The following is a 16,345-nucleotide window of genomic DNA, read 5'->3' on the forward strand; positions in this document are numbered from 1 at the left end:
TTTGCTTGTCCCTGAACCCAGATTTTCATGCACGTAAGGCGTGTCATCTTTTACCGCCGTCCACCGCTTGAACGAAGCACGTCTCACTTGGCATGGGACGCATCGACCGCAGTATTTTTACCCAAAACGCTGGAATCGTCCCAACTGTTGGATGCAATGGCATGCAGCTTCAGCAGATCCTGGTTACGACACTCGGCCAACATTTCTACTTTCGTCTTCAAAGCATAAGGGTTGTGGATGCGTACATTGATGTCGGCAACGTTGAAAATCTCTTGCAGCCGCCCGAGATGGCGTCAACGGCGGATTGATCGCGATGAAACCGTTCTCGCAAATATACAGCGGCACCGTTTCGCCACGATGGTAACTATCAAGTGAAGTTGCTACTGCCAGTCCGAACGCGAGGAAGATGATCGAGCGTGCCCTCTGGGAGGGCTCTTGCGCACCGGGAGATCGGGTGACGTGGTTAAGTCCGATCCTGGATAGCCCGAGGCTCTGGGCAAAGTGATCCTGTTTTTCCCCACCCCCCGAACAGTCTGGCTGACGGCGTAGGGCTTCACGCCTTGTGCAACTAGATCAATGGAACCTATCAGGCTATCGAGGCCAAGCCCCTGAGACCCCGATGGAAATGGGACGGCCATTTGCGGAGTATATGATCTCGGCAACCGCATCGGCCACACCAGAGAAATTGAGGAAATCTGTTTCTGTCTCGTTATCTATCCACATAGCAACCCTCCCTGAAAGTCATGGCGTCAAGCGGTGGCAGTGACGCGCCATAGTAGCCCTCCAGCAGGGCAAAGGGCCACCATATCGAGGAGGGCCCCGCGCCTCTGCATTGATGGGGAGCATCGCTCAGTTGCTTTCAGCGGGCGAGCGTCAACCAAGAGCAGTAGTTTGAGATCGAAAGGAGCTGCGAAAATGATTTTCTCTGCTAAACCTCATGGTGAGATTTTCCTGAACGGGCAACGACGGACAAGCGACTGTAACCGCCACTTGCACTAAAGGCTGTTCATGCATACAGTGTAAGTGTGCTGGCGAATTCAAACGAGATTGACCTTTCGGCGATTCTGAAGGCCAAAGTAAAAGAACTCGTATAAGCTTTGCCGCCCACAAACACTCGTTCGTCCATGCCCGATATACGTCGCCTTCGCGACAGGTAGGATTCACATGAGCAAGCGCCATCCCAATCTGAGGCTCACGTCGCCTCGATGCACCTACTGCGGCGCCATATGGCACCCGGCAGAAGGTATCGATGCACTCGCAACATATTGCCCTAATTGCTCGGATCAGCGTCGAGCCGCCGCTCAGGATCATTTCCAACTCAAGCCATTGAGCGCTGCCGACTTTGTCAACGGTTATCTGCTGCCCCGGCGTCTGCGCAGCGCAGCTGGCTAAGAGCACTCGTTAGCGGGAGAAGTAGGTTTCCAGCTCCCGGTCAACCTTCTTGCGAGGTATGACGCCTTGCGATTGGCCGAGTGTCATTTTGCGTCCCGTCCCTACAGGCTCGCTCCAGGCCTTCCACTCATGACGCCGCTCAGAATGCAGATTCCACTCCACGAAGTTCAGGCGCTTGGGGGACTGTAGCTCCCATCGCACCAATTCCGGGGTTACATTTGTTTCCCAGGGTTGGTCGATCGGGAGACCCGAAATGGCATTCAGGACGTCGCCGGTAGTGGCGTAGCGGGCAGCAGAGTCATCTGCAAGCATCTTACGGATTACGCGGCGCCATGGTTTGGGGATGTGTGGTAACCAACGCAGGCGATCTGCGAGCCCGCCATTGCGCACAATGTCTACAGGCGCCTCGTTCTGAAGGATGTACCAGGTCTCCCCATGAAGCAGCCGGAAAAGCGTCATACCCAGAGCCCAAATGTCGCTCTTGACGCTGGTTCCGCCCCCCTGCCAAACCTCGAACGCGATGTGATCCGCATAACCCGCAGCGGAGCCATAGCCCAGCAGCAAATCATCTGTCACTAGCCCGAAGTCACCGAGCTTCGCCAAGCCCGTGTGATCGAGCAAGATGTTGCCCGGTTTGATGTCCCGGTGAAGCATGCCACGCCCATGCAACGCGTCCAGGCCGATCAGGACATCGGTCGCAATCTTATGCACACGAGCCAAAGGTAGTGGGCTTTGCTCGTAAAGGGGCTGCAACGATCCGCCAGGGCAGTAAGCCATCGTGAATCGGATGCTGTCTTGCAGCTCCTCAATTCCGTACACCTGAACTACGTTTCGATGAGAGGCGCTCGAAAGGTGCTTGGCCTCAACCAAAAAACCCTCCCTAATCGCCTTCCACTCAGCATCATCATGCTCGGGCTTTCGGGCCAGCACTTTAACCGCGACATCTCCGTGGACGCCGCACTTGCCCAGGAACACCTCGCCGAAGTGACCGTTGCCCAGCTTCTTGATGATTTCGAGTTCCGGTACGACGCTGCTCATGGCCGGTTCCTGTGGGCGACTACCAACATGGCGGCCTCGCGGCTTCCCTTGCGAAGCTTGGCCCCGTTGAGCTGCTGCTCCCAGAAAGGATCGTCCTTGAGGATCTCGTCAACCTTGCGCTTGTAAGTTCTGGATATCCAGGCCTTGTCCATGACACGGATCTCACAGGCAGACGCAGCGGCGCACATGATCACACCCCTCAGCTCAGCTCCATCCAAGAGACCACCCTTTGCTGCGCTGCCCTGCGGCAATGCACTAGCTTTGATGACGACCTGATTCACGCCGTTCTGCTGGATGTATGACACGCAGCGATGGAACAGCGTTTCATACGCCTTCGGGCGATCTCCTGCCGCTAGTTTCCAGGTGTCGTCCTTGATCAGGACGAGCGGTTCATCCGAGTCGTCCGGGATCGTGGTATCCACTACGGTTACATCACTCGCACTGACTACCAGTCCTACGCAGCGTAAGGCCATATACTTTTCCTTGTGGAGGCAATTAAATATCACCCCATGGTATTACAGCGTTCGGCTTCGTCAATCACCCCTTCTCGGGGAAAAAACCCAGCCTAAGCTCGGATAAGTCGAAAATTGCCAGGTCGGACAGGAAGGGAGTCGCAGACGAGCTATGCGTCAGCACCTGCTGGTAAGGCTCTGGACGGTCGAGCAGCCGCGCCCGGTGAGGGTGTGAGAGAACGGTAGCCGGACTGGCTACACGGAAAACAATTACGGAACTGAATCTTGAACAACAGCACGCCAAGTTATCAAACCCTGCAAGCTGGGCTTGCTTCCATCGCTCGATCCATCGGCTCTTGGGTCAAAAAAGTGTTCCTGGGCACCTGCCTGCTCGTTGGCACCAGTTACGGATCCATGATCATCGCGCTGCTGAGCATTGGGAGCGCAGCCATGATTTCCGTTATGAGCGGCAACATTAAAGACGAGTACACCTCCACTCACACACTGGAGCAGTTTTTCGAGACAGAGTACCTATGGCCATCGATCATGTTGTCGATCTTCGCCGTGATCGCCGTTTTCTTGCGTGAAGTAGGGGTTGTCACCTCCACCCGAAGAAAAGAAAAGGAACTGCAAGATCGCCTGACGACCATGCCGCCCAAGCAGTTTCTGGCGGCCTACAGCGATGCTGTAATCGACATTCGGTTCTTATTTGAGAGCCAAGCGCAGGATGACTCCCAGCCGATGACCAAACAGAGCTTGGCGAGTGATATCCGCGTGGTGCTCACTAAGATACTCGTGTTGGCACAAAACTGGGACAGCGCTCCTACCGAGACATATCGGGCCAACGTAATGATGGTGGAGCTGGACAAAGATGCCATTCGTAGGAACTTCTCGCAGCAAGTCAACGAAAGCCCGTTCTTCTTGTTCAGCTCAAACATTGATGCTCGCCTGGATAACGCCGACGGCATACTTCACATCACCGACCTAGAACTGTCCACCTCCGTAGGTAACCAGGATCTTGCCGCTCCAGATAACGACATCCGTCCGATCTGCTTCCCCTTCAAAGTCGACGCGAATGATCATGCAAAGTCGCAACCTAATCTGCCAGGCGGGCCGGTAGCTGTCTCCACCAATGAGTCACAGTATATTCAAGACTCCCGCACGCATTTCAAAGACTGGCTGGAAGACGAGGCGCGGCAAAACCCCCACGTGACCGAACACTACAAAACGACGATTGGCAAGTACTACACCACGCACCGTTATGCAACGTCGATACTTTCCATTCCGCTAGCGCTAGGCGACGACACCAAAACCCCAATTGGATGCCTAAACATCTATAACAACAAGGCAAATATTTTAATGGGCGACAGCCGCAATGCACAATTTGTCCAGCTATTGCAACCGATTTGCGCGTATTTGCATGATATGATATTATTATACCGTGCATTTATTGACATGGAGGCTAGTGAAAATGACTGAACTTGCCGTAGCTAAAGTTGCCGCCGAAGAGACCGGTGACGCTAAAGTGAGCGCCTCCGCTGCTTTGAAGCACAAAGCATTCGCAAAGATTTACAGTGGCCGGATGTCTCGCGATGAGCTCAGGGCTTCTATGTTGGCCAAGGCTAAAGATGTAGTTGAAAAGGGCATTGGAACCCTTGATCTCGTTACAGTAGTCGAGCACCGCTAGGGGCTCAGCCGCTACCACTTGAAAGCCACCGCAAGGTGGCTTTATTGTTTCTGCAATGCACTGCATCTGAGCCGTACTTCCAGGCGGAATCTAGGCTACAGACATCAGGTTAGGCCGCTCTGCAATTTGAGTTCTCGCATGTGCTCGAAAACTTGAGCAGTGACAAGCTCCCTGAAGTCATCCATGTAGATGATTTGCACACCGTAATGACCTACCGTGGCGGCAAAAGCCTCACCCAAAAAGAAAATTTTACTTCTATACTTTCTTACAATAGGAATAATGAAACTTTCACCCTGATGCTTTACCTTAATCAAAAAGCAAAGAAACTCCCCTACAAACTTTATTGCATTGCAATTGCTCCGCACCGCCAATTCATGATAGCGCGTAATCGGAGCGATAATGAAAGTCTGGTCATTGCAAGCTAGGTGCTCATCCTCGTCTTCGTCATATTTAATTTCCACGCTTCGGATCATCAGTTCATCTTCATCATACGCAGATTTCATCAAAAATTTGGGGAAGTCGATTTGAAGAATTCCTTCAGCGTCAATCTCAGCATCTGCGAAGGCGTAAACTACATCTGAAATCTTCTGGAACTGACCGCCGTAGTAAGCCAGTACCTCATAACCACCACCGCAGAGCATTTTGATAGTTTCAGACTCAAAGCGCCCCTCAAACTCACTGATCAAATGAAGGGCGAACTGCCGAAGAGCCATGCAGGTTCCGAGAGCGACTACATCCCCTTCAGGAACATCAAAATTATCAGGAGAAAACTGCTCGAAGTACTCGACAATATACTTTCCACCACTTCCTCCAACCCACAGTTCAAAATGGTCATTCCCACCCCCAAATTCGGCATCAACATTTGAAATGCTAATTTCATCGCCCTCAATACTGAGTGCAATAATGCTGACCTCAGCTTTTCTCAGTAGCTTGTCTGCGAGAAACGCCTCGATGAAACGTTTACCTGAGAGTTGAGGATCCACCTTGATAAGTTGATCAATCAATCGTCCAACAGCCTGGATATCATTGACATTGCCAGCAAAAGCTACAGCAAAGCGCTCATTCACCAGCAAAATCTTCTGGCATAGCCCCATCACTACACGGTCATTTAATCCAGGCTCACCATCTTTGGCGTGGAACGACGGGATTGGAGAAGAGTTCATCCACATATCGGGGCTAGTGAGGAGAATATCCGCTTGCAGGAACGCACCGACTTTCAGCTTGTAACCCCTGAATTCATAGAATAAGCGCAACGCTTGAAACGAGAGGCAGAGAGCCAGCCACCGGTAGAATCCAGGCTCTCACACCGAAGGATTCAAGCGCAGATGACTACGCATTACCGGCAGCTGACTCAGGGACAACGTTACCAGATTGAGGCTGGCTTGAGCGCCGCAGAGAGCCAGGCGAGCATTGCAAAGCGGGTCGGCGTGCATCCCTCGACGATCAGTCGCGAGGTTCGCCGCAACAGCACCCAGAATATCTACAAGGCTGTTTCTGCGGCCCATGAAAGTGATGCTCGTCGAGCGGGTGCGCGCAAGTTTTGCAAGCCGGCGACATGGCTCAGCCATCATCTCCCGGTGTGGCTCAAGCATGGCATGAGTCCGGAGCAGATCGCCCAGCGGTTGAAGCAGGAGCAGCCAAGCCGGGCGGTCAGCCATGAGTGGATTTATCGGTTCATTGCCGCCGAACAGCGCGCCGGTGGTGAGCTTTATACCTATCTGCGACATCGCCGAAAGCGCTACCGGAAACGCTATGGAAGCCACGATCGGCGCGGGCAGCTGCGTAATCGCGTGTCAATCAGTGAACGCCCAGCCGAGGTCGAAAGCCGCGAGCGCCTGGGGGACTGGGAGGGCGATACGGTACATGGACTGGGCGGTAACCTGGTGACCCTGGTTGATCGCAAAAGCGGCTATCTGAGCGCCTATCCGGTCAAGCGCAGAACGCGCCGGCAGGTAACGCGGGCGATCAATCTGATGCTTCAGGGCCATGCCGCTCACACGCTGACGCTGGATAACGGAAGGGAGTTTGCCGGGCATGAACGCATCGCGCTACGGAGCCAGTGCCAGGTCTTTTTTGCAGACCCCTATTCATCCTGGCAACGTGGCACCAATGAAAACACCAACGGTCTGCTCCGCCAGTATTTCCCCAAGGGCAGCGACTTCAGCAAGCTGACCGTCGAAGCCGTCAATCGGACAGTAGCGAGGATCAATCTACGCCCGCGCAAGCGCTTGGGCTGGAAGACGCCGTACGAAGTGCATACAGGGGTGAGCGTTGCACTTATGTGTTGAATTCAGGACCCGCGATCATAGTCATGTTCGAATCCTTAGGAGTGAGAAGCGGGCTACGGTACATCTCCCTCTGCCTGGGACAAAACCGTTTTAACGGCAGAACACTGCACTCTCGGGGCTGCCGACGATCAGGTGGTTCTCCGATCAATTGCATCGTTCGAGGGTGCTGCAGGGGTATTGGGGACTGGCGTGCGTAGCTGTGGGGAAATGACGTTCAGTCGCCTTGAGGGCGAGCATAGCGGGAGGATATGAGCCGGTTTCGAGACCGTGGCGACTGCGGTAGGTGACATTGAGATCACGCCGAGGTTTGTCATAGGGTGAAACTTCAACGAGGGGCCAGGGACTTGCCTGGAAGGAGCTCACTTTTGGCAGGAGAATGCCCTGAGCTTTGACAAGATTTCAGGGTATTTCGGTGAATGTGGCAAAACGTGGAATTCGTCGAAGATCAACAAGCCCACGCCGTCCAGCGCCGGGTCGTCCTGCAGGCGGCGGGTGAGGATGCCTTCGGTGACCACCTCGATACGCGTATTGGGGCCGACTTTGCTGTCCAGCCGAATGCGGTAGCCCACGGTCTCACCGACCTTTTCACCCAGTTCACTGGCCAGCCGCTCGGCAGCAGCACGGGCAGCCAGGCGCCGGGGTTCGAGCATCAGGATGGTTTGCCCGGCGAGCCACGGCTCATGCAACAAAGCCAACGGCACGCGGGTGGTTTTACCGGCGCCGGGGGGCGCTTCCAGCACGGCTTCATGGCGATGCGCCAAGGCGTCACGCAGGGCGGGTAAAACATCATCGATCGGCAACGAATTCATAAGGGTTCTCTGGCATCCGCGCAGTTAAGAGGCGTAACCGGTCCGGCGACTGCCTAATGTATGGGTCGTCCATACCAACACATGACCATCGAGTTGACGTCCTGCTTTTCGTCGGCGCTCTCTTCAGGCTTTTGATAGAGACACACAAAAACCACGATGGCCCCGACCCCAAGGGTCACAAGACTTAAAACGATATCCAAATCGACATTTGAATGAAACGAGTCAAAGAACACTCGCGGCGCAGCCCAGTGGATGAAGAATATAAAGACCGGAAAAATAACAGCCCCTTTCCACAGCACAATGTCGACGGGAAACTCAAGCAACCTGCAGGCAGCAATAAACCCCCACAGATAAGCGTAATAAGTAACCATCAAGCTGATCATGAATTTCGTCAGGGCCAAGGCCATGATCACCAGCCAGTGCTCCTTTGCTGCATATGAAACGGGGGCAATAAGACGGGTGATACCGATGATCAAACAGGTTATGACCATTAGTACTGCGATAGAAATAGGTGCCAGTCCTTCACCGTAAGCTTTGTTCAACAGCTCGCCAACTTCGGGTTTCAGACAAGTGCCCCAGTAAATCAACGCCATGGAAAACAACAGATACACCAGGAACAAACTGGAGTATTCGAAGAAAAAAGCTTTCAGATCTTCCCAAAAAGTCCGGTTATAACGTGTGTTTGCCTGCTGCTCTTGATTCATCATCCTTCCTTGATTTTTGTAAACTGCCCGGTGTTTCGTCTGCAAACAGAAAAGCTTGAACACCCATTGGCGTCCAGACAGGGCGGCGAGTATAACGGCGAACTGCCAGATGCCGATGCGGGTCTTAAAAACACCCACGCTTTGGGCTGTGAATGCAGTCGAAGGTGGGAGCTGGCTTGCCTGCGATAGCGGTGTGACAGTTGCCGCTGTATTTCCTGAACCGTCGCAATCGCAGGCAAGCCAGCTCCCACATTGGTTCATCGGCGCCTGGCCGATCTGGCTTATAGTCACCCTTAAATATGTTCAGGAGACTTTTTCATGCGTATCGCTTCCCGTGTCATCGGCGGTGTCCTCGCCGTTACCCTGCTGAGCCAACTTACCGCCTGCGGGTCGATTTTCTACCCCGACCGTCGTGGCCAGATCGATGGCAAGATCGACCCGACCATCGCGGTACTCGATGCCCTCGGCCTGTTGTTTTATGTGATCCCCGGCCTGATCGCCTTCGGTGTCGACTTCGCCACGGGCGCCATTTACTTCGAACCGGGCAAGACCGCCCAGGTCGCCCCCGAGAAACTGCACGAAGCCATCGACGCTGACGGCAAGGTCGATAACGCCAAGCTGCAAAGCATCATCCAGAAAGAAACCGGCCGCACCTTGCCGCTGGACGACCCACGCCTGATCCAGTTCAGGGGCAGCGTGCAGCAACTGGCGGCCCTGGGCCTGCAGCCTGCCGCGTAAGGACAGCTCATGACCAGCAGCCCCGAACACGCAAGGCTCTTGCGCCTAGCCACCCGCGCCTCGGTGGGCGTGGCCTGTGTGTTGATTGTGACCAAGGTCATTGCCTGGTGGCTCAGCGGCTCGGTGAGCATGCTCGCCGGGTTGACCGACTCGCTGCTCGACGGCGTGACCTCGCTGCTGAACTTGCTGGCGGTGCATTACGCCCTGCGCCCCGCCGATGACGATCATCGTTATGGGCATGGCAAGGCAGAGTCGCTGGCGGGTATGGCGCAAGCCTTGTTTATCGCCGGCAGTGCGGTACTGATTGCGCTCCAGGCCTATGAACGGCTCAAGCATCCGGAGCCGGTCGGCGCACCGTGGCTGAGTATCGGCGTGATTATCTTGTCGCTGGGGCTGACCGTGGCCCTGCTGATGCTGCAACACCACGTGGTGCGCGAGACCGGCTCCAACGCGGTGCGCGCCGACTCGCTGCACTACCGCTCAGACTTGCTGCTCAATGGCAGCATCCTGATTGCGCTGGTGTTGGCAGGCTTTGGCTTTCATCAGGTCGACGCCTGGTTCGGCCTGGGAATCGCCGCTTACATTCTGTGGAGCGCGATCCAGATCGCCCGGGAAAGCTTTGCGGTGTTGATGGATGAAGAGCTACCGCCGGATGTCAGCCAGCACATGCTGGAGCTGGCCCGTGGCGTGCCCGGCGTACTGGGTGCCCACGACTTGCGTACGCGGGTTTCCGGCAACCACTGGTTTGTGCAGTTGCACCTGGAGTTGCCGGGGGAATTGACGCTGTCGGTGGCCCATGGCATCAGCGACCAGGCCGCCGATGCCATTCACCGGGAATACCCGAAAGCCGAAGTGCTGGTGCACGCCGACCCACGGGAAGTGGTCACCGGTAACAAGGCCTAGTACTGCACCTGATACCCCCGACTGCCCAGGCAGTTGCCCTGGGCCTGGCGGTAGGTTTGCACCACCGCAGGGTCCGGGGCGTAGGTGACGGTGCGCGGGTCGAAGCCACTTTGTTGCACCGCCCAGCGATAACAGTCGTAGCCGTCCTGCTGTACCTGGGCTGGCGACTGGCCGTTGGCCGGGTAAGCCACCACGTCATAACCGTTGCCTTGAGGCGTCGGCGGAGGTGATGGCACCTGCGTCGGTGGTTGTACCACCACGTATTGTTGGGTGCTTTGCTCGTAGGCGTAATAGGCGCCTGCGGCGAGGAACAACAGTGAGCCGCCTACCCACACTTCACGTGCGTAGTCCGGCAGGTAATGCACGCGGATGCCGTAGGGCGGCGTCACCACCACGTAGCGCGGGCCTTGGGGGCGATACCAGTAGCCACCGGAGAAAAAGTAGTCCTGGCCACGGTAAGGCACGCGGTAATTGCGGTCGGGAAAACGGTCGATGACATAACCAGGGCGATGTTGCGGGCCCGGGCCCCAGCCGTTGCCATGCCCGTCGGGGCGGCCTGGCCAGCGGTTATCACCGGGGCGATCGTTACCCGGACGCGAACCGGGGCCGCCGGCCTCCCAATGCCGGTTGTCATCGGGGCGTCTGGGAATATCACGGTAATAACCCTGGCGCGGCTCCTGGGTCTGGCGCACGGTATCGGGCCGGCCCTGGATCGGCAGGTTATTGGAGGGTTGCGGTTGCAGTGCTGGTCGCCCCGGCTCATGACCTTGAGGCCGACCTTGCCATTGGCCACCCTCGTGCTGGCCGCCACGATCACCCTGCGGGTTTTGTGGGCGTGGCTGATTGTGCTCAGGCCGTTGCCCCTGGCCCGGTGAGTTATCGCGTTCGTCGGCCATCGCCTGGGAGCCGACGCTGACCACCAGCAAACCAACACCTGCCATACGCCAGATGCGCTTCATGCTTTTCCTCACTGCGGATTGGGGCTTGATCATGAGACTGGAAAAGCCTCGCCCGGTTCTGAGACAGGTTATCAGTCACGAGAACTATTTTCTGAAGGCAAAACGCGCACAAAGAAAAAGGGGTGACCCGTCGGCCACCCCTTGAGAATTTCGTCCTGGCTCAACGCTTTTGACGTTGGCTCACCTCACGCCGTCTTGTGGACAGTGTGCAGCCTGGAGGCCGGCTCAACCCTGCTGGGGCGGCGGCCGCAACGGGCCTGATTGGGCGCGTTGCTGTGGACTGTTGTCCAGGCGGTGATTCTGTTGGTAATCATAGGCGTGCCGGGCGGGCAGAGGATTGCGAAGATTGCGTCAATAAACAGTGCTTGCGCAATTTTTAACCCTTCATGGATAATTAACCGCAATAGTTACGACAAAGGCCAACCCAATGAGCAAGCTTGACCGATACGACCTGAGTATTCTGGCGGAATTGCAGCGCGACGCGAGGATCTCCAACCAGGAGCTGGCCGAACGCATCGGCCTGTCGCCTTCGCCCTGCTCACGCCGGGTCAAGCAATTGGAGGACGACGGCTACATCGCCCGCCAGGTCGCCCTGCTCGACCGCAAGATGCTCGGCCTGAGCCTCACCGCTTATGTATTGATCGGCATGGACCGTCACACGCCGGAACGCTTCGAGAATTTCGAGGCCGCCATCCGCACCCTGCCGCAAGTGCTGGAGTGCAGCCTCGTGACCGGGATGGATGCGGACTACCAGTTGAAGGTGGTAGTGCCGGACATGGATCACTATCAAAAATTGCTGCTGGGGCATCTGACCCGGATCGAAGGGGTGACCAGCGTGCGTTCCAGCTTTGTGCTGAACCAAGTGCTCAACAGCACCGAACTGCCCCTGACCCACCTGCGCACCTGAGAACAACGATGTTCAACGGTGGGAGCTGGCTTGCCTGCGATGGCGGCGGGCCAGTTTGCCTCACGATCACTGACAGACCGCTATCGCAGGCAAGCCAGCTCCCACCGTTTGACCGCGTACGACTCAGGTCAATGTTGCGTTTGTGACGCTGCCGTATACTGCTCGCTTGTCTTGTCGGAAGAGTCCCATGAACAACATCGACCCCGCCCTGTTTGAAGAATGGATGATGACCGGCCTGGTCACTATCCTCATCATTTTCATGGGCTTTATCGTCTGGGACCTGGCGAAAAAATCCAAGGCCGGGCGCTTTGGTTCGTTCATCCTGTTTTTCGTGTTGGGCCTTGGTGTGGCAGCGTTCATCATCAAGAGCGTGGTGATCGGCCTGATTGAATCCGGCGCCTTATAAGCGCGCCGGCACTGCCTTCCATTGGCCTTGATCCAGGCCGTCGATAGACCAGTCGCCAATGCGCACGCGCACCAGGCGCAGCGTCGGCAGGCCCACTGCTGCGGTCATGCGCCGTACCTGACGGTTGCGCCCTTCACGTATCACCAACTCCAGCCAATACGTCGGCACGCTTTTGCGAAAGCGTACCGGCGGGTTGCGCGGCCATAACGCCGGTTCATCCAGTTGCCGAGCCTCGGCAGGCAAGGTCATGCCATCGTTCAGCTCGACACCATCGCGCAGACGTTGCAGCTGTTCTTCAGTCGGCTCACCTTCCACTTGCACCCAGTAGGTTTTCGCCAATTTGTGCTTGGGATCGGCGATGCGCGACTGAAGCTGGCCATCGTTGGTCAACAGCAGCAAGCCTTCGCTGTCACGGTCCAGGCGCCCCGCCGGGTAAATACCGGGAATATCGATAAAATCCTTGAGCGTCGCGCGCCCGCCTTCGTCGCTGAACTGGGTCAGCACATCGAACGGTTTGTTGAACAGGATCAGCTTCGGCTCGGCCGGTGGCGCCTTGGCGACACGTCGAACAGGCTGCGAAGGTTTCACGCCTGGGCGGCGCGAATCGGGACGGGTAGGACGGGACATGGCAAAGGAACATCTAACGGTCAGGACCGACAATGCTAGTGGCCTGACCGCCAAATGACCATCCCAACCGCTTAGCGGAACGGCGGTTCGTCGAAGCTGCGCAGTTTGCGCGAGTGCAACGAGTTGAGTTCGGTGCGCAACAGGTCGACCGCCTCGATGCCGATCTTCAAATGCTGGCTGACCGCACGCTCGTAGAACGCGTTGGCCGAACCCGGCAGCTTGATCTCGCTGTGCAGCGGCTTGTCGGATACGCATAACAAGGTGCCGTAAGGCACGCGCAAACGGTAACCCTGGGCGGCGATGGTGCCGCTTTCCATGTCCACGGCCACGGCGCGAGACAGGTTGATCAGCGGCCGCTCCTGGGCCCAGCGCAGTTCCCAGTTACGGTCGTCGTAGGTCAGCACGGTACCGGTGCGCAGGCGTTTTTTCAGCTCTTCGCCTTTTTCGCCGGTGACTTTCGCCGCCGCTTGCTGAAGCGCCAGCTGCACTTCGGCCAGGGCCGGGATCGGGATGTTCGGCGGTACTACACGGTCCAGAATCCCGTCGCGGCGCATATAGGCGTGGGCCAGTACGTAGTCGCCGATGGTCTGGGATTGGCGCAAGCCGCCGCAGTGGCCGATCATCAGCCAGCAATGCGGGCGCAATACGGCCAGGTGGTCGGTGATGTTCTTGGCGTTGGACGGGCCCACGCCGATGTTCACCAAAGTCACGCCGTGGCCGTCAGTGGCCTGCAGGTGATACGCCGGCATCTGGTAGCGGTGCCAGACCACGCCGGCGGCAATGGCCGAGGCTTCGCCGTGGTCCATGCTCTTGTCGATCACCACGTTGCCGGGCAGCACCATGCGGATAAAACGCGGGTCACTGCGCAGTTGCTCCAGGCCATGCAGGATGAACTGGTCCACGTAGCGGTGGTAGTTGGTCAGCAGGATCCACGGCTGTACATGGCGCCAGTCGCTGCCGGTGTAATGCACCAGGCGGCGCAGGGAAAAATCCACACGGGCGGCATCGAACAGGGCCAGGGGCAGCGGGTCGGTGTTTTCCCAGTCGTACAGGCCATCGGCAATGCCGTCGGTGGCGGCGGACAAGTCGGTACTGGGGAATACACGGGCCAGGGTCGCGGCGGTGACGCCGGAGCCGGCCAGTTCATCGCCCTGCTCCACCACGTACGGATATGGAATGTTCTGCTGGCTGACGCCTACTTCCACCGTGACGGTGAAGTCGTGCATCAGCGGCACCAGTTGCTCCAGCAGGTACTTACGGAACGCGGCCGGGTGGGTCACGGTGACGCTGTAGGTCCCCGGCAGTTGCACCTTGGCATACGCCCGAGTGGTTTGGGGGACTTCACCGTGGCAGTGGTAGGTCAAGCGCAGTTCCGGGTAGCGAAACAATGCGCGCTGCTCGGCGTCGGGCTCGACGCGGTCCTTGAGGTATTGCTTGAGCGCCTGGTTGAGCGCGCCAGTGGCACGCTCATGCAGCGCCGCCAGCCGGTCCACGGCTTCTTCGGCGGTTTTAACGACAACAAAAGCTTCGGTCACGGTAAGCATCCTGTGTTCTGACTTGCAGGCCTTTATCTTGCCTGTATCCAAGCCTCACCGAAACACCAGAAGTGGAATGCGTTGATAGGTGGGAGCTGGCTTGCCTGCGATAGCGGTCTATCACCTACATAATTGCTGGCTGGACCACCGCTATCGCCGGCAAGCCAGCTCCCACATTTGGATTGTGTTTATTCAGAGCGATTGCGGGGTTGAGCGGGCGACAATTGCTTCCACGTCGACGCCACGCGGCAAGGTGCCATATACCCGCCCCGACGATTCACCCAGCCGGCTGGCGATAAACCCATCACTCACCGCCGCATTACCCGCCTCCAGCAACAACTTGGCCTGTAACGCCAGGGCGATGTCCTCGGTCAGTTGCCGCGCCCGATACTGGATGTCCTGGGTGTCCATGAATGCCGCCTTCAACTGCTCGATATGCCGCGCCAACTGCTTGTCGCCGTGGCCATCGCCCAGCTCCACAAACAGCGCCTCCAGTACCCCCGGCTCTTTGGACAGTGCACGCAATACGTCCAGGCACTGCACATTGCCGGAACCTTCCCACGTCGAATTCACCGGTGCCTCACGGTAAAGACGCGGCAGGATGCTGTCTTCCACGTACCCGGCGCCGCCCATGCATTCGGCGGCTTCGTTGATCATCGCCGGCGCTCGCTTGCAGATCCAATACTTGCCCACCGCCGTGACCAGCCGGGCGAACTTGGCTTCATGTTCATCATCAAGCTGATCCAGGGCGCGCCCCATGCGCAGGCTCAAGGCCAGAGCCGCTTCGCTTTCCAGGGCCAGGTCGGCCAGCACGTTCTGCATCAGCGGCTGCTCGCTGAGCACGCGGCCACCCACCTGCCGATGAGCGCAGTGATGGCTGGCCTGGGTCAGCGCCTGACGCATCAAGGCGCTGGAGCCGACCATGCAATCGAAGCGGGTCATGGCAACCATTTCGATGATGGTTGGAACGCCGCGGCCTTCTTCACCGACCATCCACGCCAGGGCGCCGCGAAATTCCACTTCGCTGGAGGCGTTGGAGCAGTTGCCAAGTTTGTTCTTCAAGCGCTGGATGTAGAACTCGTTGCGCGTGTCATCCGGGCGGTGCCGGGGCAGCAGGAAACAGGTCAGGCCCTTGTCGGTCTGGGCCAGGGTCAGAAAGCCATCGCACATCGGTGCCGAGCAGAACCACTTATGCCCCACCAACTCGTAGGCTTGGCCAGGGCCACTCGCGCCCACGGGGTAAGCGCGGGTGGTGTTGGCGCGCACGTCGGTGCCGCCCTGCTTCTCGGTCATGGCCATGCCGATAGTAGCGCCGGCCTTGTGGGCGATGCCGACATTGCGGGGGTCGTATTGGGTACTGAGGACTTTAGGCAGCCAGAGGTCCGCCAGCTCCGGTTGCAGGCGCAGGGCCGGGACGCAGGCGAAGGTCATGGTCAGCGGGCAGCCGCTGCCGGCTTCGGCCTGGCTGTGCAGGTAGGTCATCGCCGCACGCGCCACATGGGCGCCCGCCTGGGGATGGGCCCACGGCAACGACGGCAGGCCATGCTCGACGGCGGTGCGCATCAGCTCGTGATAAGCCGGGTGAAACTCAACCAGGTCAATGCGATGGCCATAACGGTCATGGCTGCTGAACACCGGTTTGTTCTGGTTGGCCAGGAAGCCGGCGGCCATCAACGGCCCACCCGCCAGCGCGCCGTAGGCATCAATGCGCGCTTGGGCCCAGCCGGCGCCAAAGCGGCGTGACCATTCCTGCAAAGGCAAGTCGATGCGATACAGGTTGGTGCCGTCCAGGGACGGTGGCTGGTTGGTGACGTCGTGGGTTTCGGCAAACTGATGCAGGTTCATGACGGGCCTCCTGGAAAAAAGGCCGCATGAACAGTGGCCCGGAATTCAGTTAAGC

The 16,345-nt window shown here is 57.7% G+C and carries 16 protein-coding genes and 1 pseudogene; 8 read left to right on the forward strand and 9 right to left on the reverse strand.

Annotated features, from left to right (window positions below):
- Positions 1–92: 92 nt before the first annotated feature.
- On the forward strand, positions 93–308 hold the full coding sequence (locus RHM69_RS16770) for a hypothetical protein (RefSeq protein ID WP_169851179.1): 216 nt from the start codon (positions 93–95) through the stop codon (positions 306–308).
- Between the two features lie 1,093 nt (positions 309–1,401).
- On the opposite strand, the gene RHM69_RS16775 is transcribed toward RHM69_RS16770, so the two are convergent.
- Together RHM69_RS16775 and RHM69_RS16780 are read right to left on the reverse strand one after the other, a co-directional pair.
- A complete protein-coding gene (locus RHM69_RS16775) occupies positions 1,402–2,430 on the reverse strand; it encodes a serine/threonine-protein kinase (RefSeq protein WP_130175043.1) in 1,029 nt (342 codons plus the stop codon).
- Positions 2,427–2,852: a hypothetical protein gene (locus tag RHM69_RS16780; protein ID WP_236383793.1), complete on the reverse strand. Its 426-nt coding sequence runs from the start codon at positions 2,850–2,852 to the stop codon at positions 2,427–2,429. Before RHM69_RS16780 ends, RHM69_RS16775 begins: the two co-directional genes overlap by 4 nt.
- 315 nt (positions 2,853–3,167) lie before the next feature.
- Here RHM69_RS16780 and RHM69_RS16785 point away from each other — a divergent pair, with 315 nt between their 5' ends.
- The gene (locus tag RHM69_RS16785) at positions 3,168–4,361 is read left to right on the forward strand and encodes a hypothetical protein (protein WP_130175045.1); all 1,194 of its coding nucleotides are present in this window, start codon (positions 3,168–3,170) and stop codon (positions 4,359–4,361) included.
- The gene (locus RHM69_RS16790) at positions 4,354–4,569 is read left to right on the forward strand and encodes a hypothetical protein (RefSeq protein WP_076964220.1); all 216 of its coding nucleotides are present in this window, start codon (positions 4,354–4,356) and stop codon (positions 4,567–4,569) included. The genes RHM69_RS16785 and RHM69_RS16790 overlap by 8 nt, the downstream gene beginning before the upstream one ends.
- Positions 4,570–4,673: 104 nt before the next feature.
- Here the strand turns inward: RHM69_RS16790 and RHM69_RS16795 are convergent, their stop codons facing one another.
- Positions 4,674–5,732, reverse strand: coding sequence for a hypothetical protein (locus tag RHM69_RS16795; protein WP_322255307.1), 1,059 nt, complete (start codon positions 5,730–5,732; stop codon positions 4,674–4,676).
- Between the two features lie 162 nt (positions 5,733–5,894).
- Between RHM69_RS16795 and RHM69_RS16800 the strand changes: the two genes are divergently transcribed.
- Positions 5,895–6,857: an IS30-like element ISPpu17 family transposase gene (locus tag RHM69_RS16800; protein WP_004577240.1), complete on the forward strand. Its 963-nt coding sequence runs from the start codon at positions 5,895–5,897 to the stop codon at positions 6,855–6,857.
- A gap of 428 nt (positions 6,858–7,285) precedes the next feature.
- Here the strand turns inward: RHM69_RS16800 and RHM69_RS16805 are convergent.
- Both RHM69_RS16805 and RHM69_RS16810 read right to left on the reverse strand, forming a co-directional pair.
- Positions 7,286–7,666: pseudogene (locus tag RHM69_RS16805) on the reverse strand (DEAD/DEAH box helicase); the annotation flags it as partial.
- Between the two features lie 53 nt (positions 7,667–7,719).
- On the reverse strand, positions 7,720–8,661 hold the full coding sequence (locus RHM69_RS16810; RefSeq protein ID WP_231125691.1) for a hypothetical protein: 942 nt from the start codon (positions 8,659–8,661) through the stop codon (positions 7,720–7,722).
- Between the two features lie 27 nt (positions 8,662–8,688).
- Here RHM69_RS16810 and RHM69_RS16815 point away from each other — a divergent pair, with 27 nt between their 5' ends.
- Together RHM69_RS16815 and RHM69_RS16820 are read left to right on the forward strand one after the other, a co-directional pair.
- On the forward strand, positions 8,689–9,108 hold the full coding sequence (locus RHM69_RS16815) for a polyribonucleotide nucleotidyltransferase (RefSeq protein ID WP_200600700.1): 420 nt from the start codon (positions 8,689–8,691) through the stop codon (positions 9,106–9,108).
- A gap of 9 nt (positions 9,109–9,117) precedes the next feature.
- Positions 9,118–10,011 (forward strand): cation diffusion facilitator family transporter, encoded by an 894-nt coding sequence (locus RHM69_RS16820; protein ID WP_200600699.1) that lies wholly within the window; start codon positions 9,118–9,120, stop codon positions 10,009–10,011.
- Here the strand turns inward: RHM69_RS16820 and RHM69_RS16825 are convergent.
- Complete coding sequence (locus RHM69_RS16825; protein WP_032904151.1) at positions 10,008–10,970, reverse strand: DUF6515 family protein; 963 nt, start codon at positions 10,968–10,970, stop codon at positions 10,008–10,010. The two genes, RHM69_RS16820 and RHM69_RS16825, sit on opposite strands and share 4 nt — an antisense overlap.
- A 427-nt stretch (positions 10,971–11,397) precedes the next feature.
- On the opposite strand from RHM69_RS16825, the gene RHM69_RS16830 reads away from it, so the two are divergent.
- Entirely contained in the window at positions 11,398–11,877 is a 480-nt protein-coding gene (locus RHM69_RS16830; RefSeq protein ID WP_003194418.1) for an Lrp/AsnC family transcriptional regulator, read from the forward strand.
- A gap of 196 nt (positions 11,878–12,073) precedes the next feature.
- Positions 12,074–12,283: a DUF2788 domain-containing protein gene (locus RHM69_RS16835; RefSeq protein ID WP_025999909.1), complete on the forward strand. Its 210-nt coding sequence runs from the start codon at positions 12,074–12,076 to the stop codon at positions 12,281–12,283.
- Here RHM69_RS16835 and RHM69_RS16840 read toward each other — a convergent pair.
- From RHM69_RS16840 to RHM69_RS16850, 3 genes are all read right to left on the reverse strand, one after another.
- Positions 12,278–12,910: a pseudouridine synthase gene (locus RHM69_RS16840; protein WP_234451984.1), complete on the reverse strand. Its 633-nt coding sequence runs from the start codon at positions 12,908–12,910 to the stop codon at positions 12,278–12,280. The two genes, RHM69_RS16835 and RHM69_RS16840, sit on opposite strands and share 6 nt — an antisense overlap.
- Before the next feature lie 71 nt (positions 12,911–12,981).
- Entirely contained in the window at positions 12,982–14,454 is a 1,473-nt protein-coding gene (amn, locus tag RHM69_RS16845) for an AMP nucleosidase (RefSeq protein WP_161981173.1), read from the reverse strand.
- Between the two features lie 183 nt (positions 14,455–14,637).
- A complete protein-coding gene (locus RHM69_RS16850; protein ID WP_073452093.1) occupies positions 14,638–16,290 on the reverse strand; it encodes an acyl-CoA dehydrogenase family protein in 1,653 nt (550 codons plus the stop codon).
- Positions 16,291–16,345 lie beyond the last annotated feature (55 nt).

Origin of the sequence: Pseudomonas sp. CCI1.1, assembly GCF_034348165.1 — a bacterium.
In the GTDB taxonomy this organism is placed as follows: domain Bacteria; phylum Pseudomonadota; class Gammaproteobacteria; order Pseudomonadales; family Pseudomonadaceae; genus Aquipseudomonas; species Aquipseudomonas paracarnis.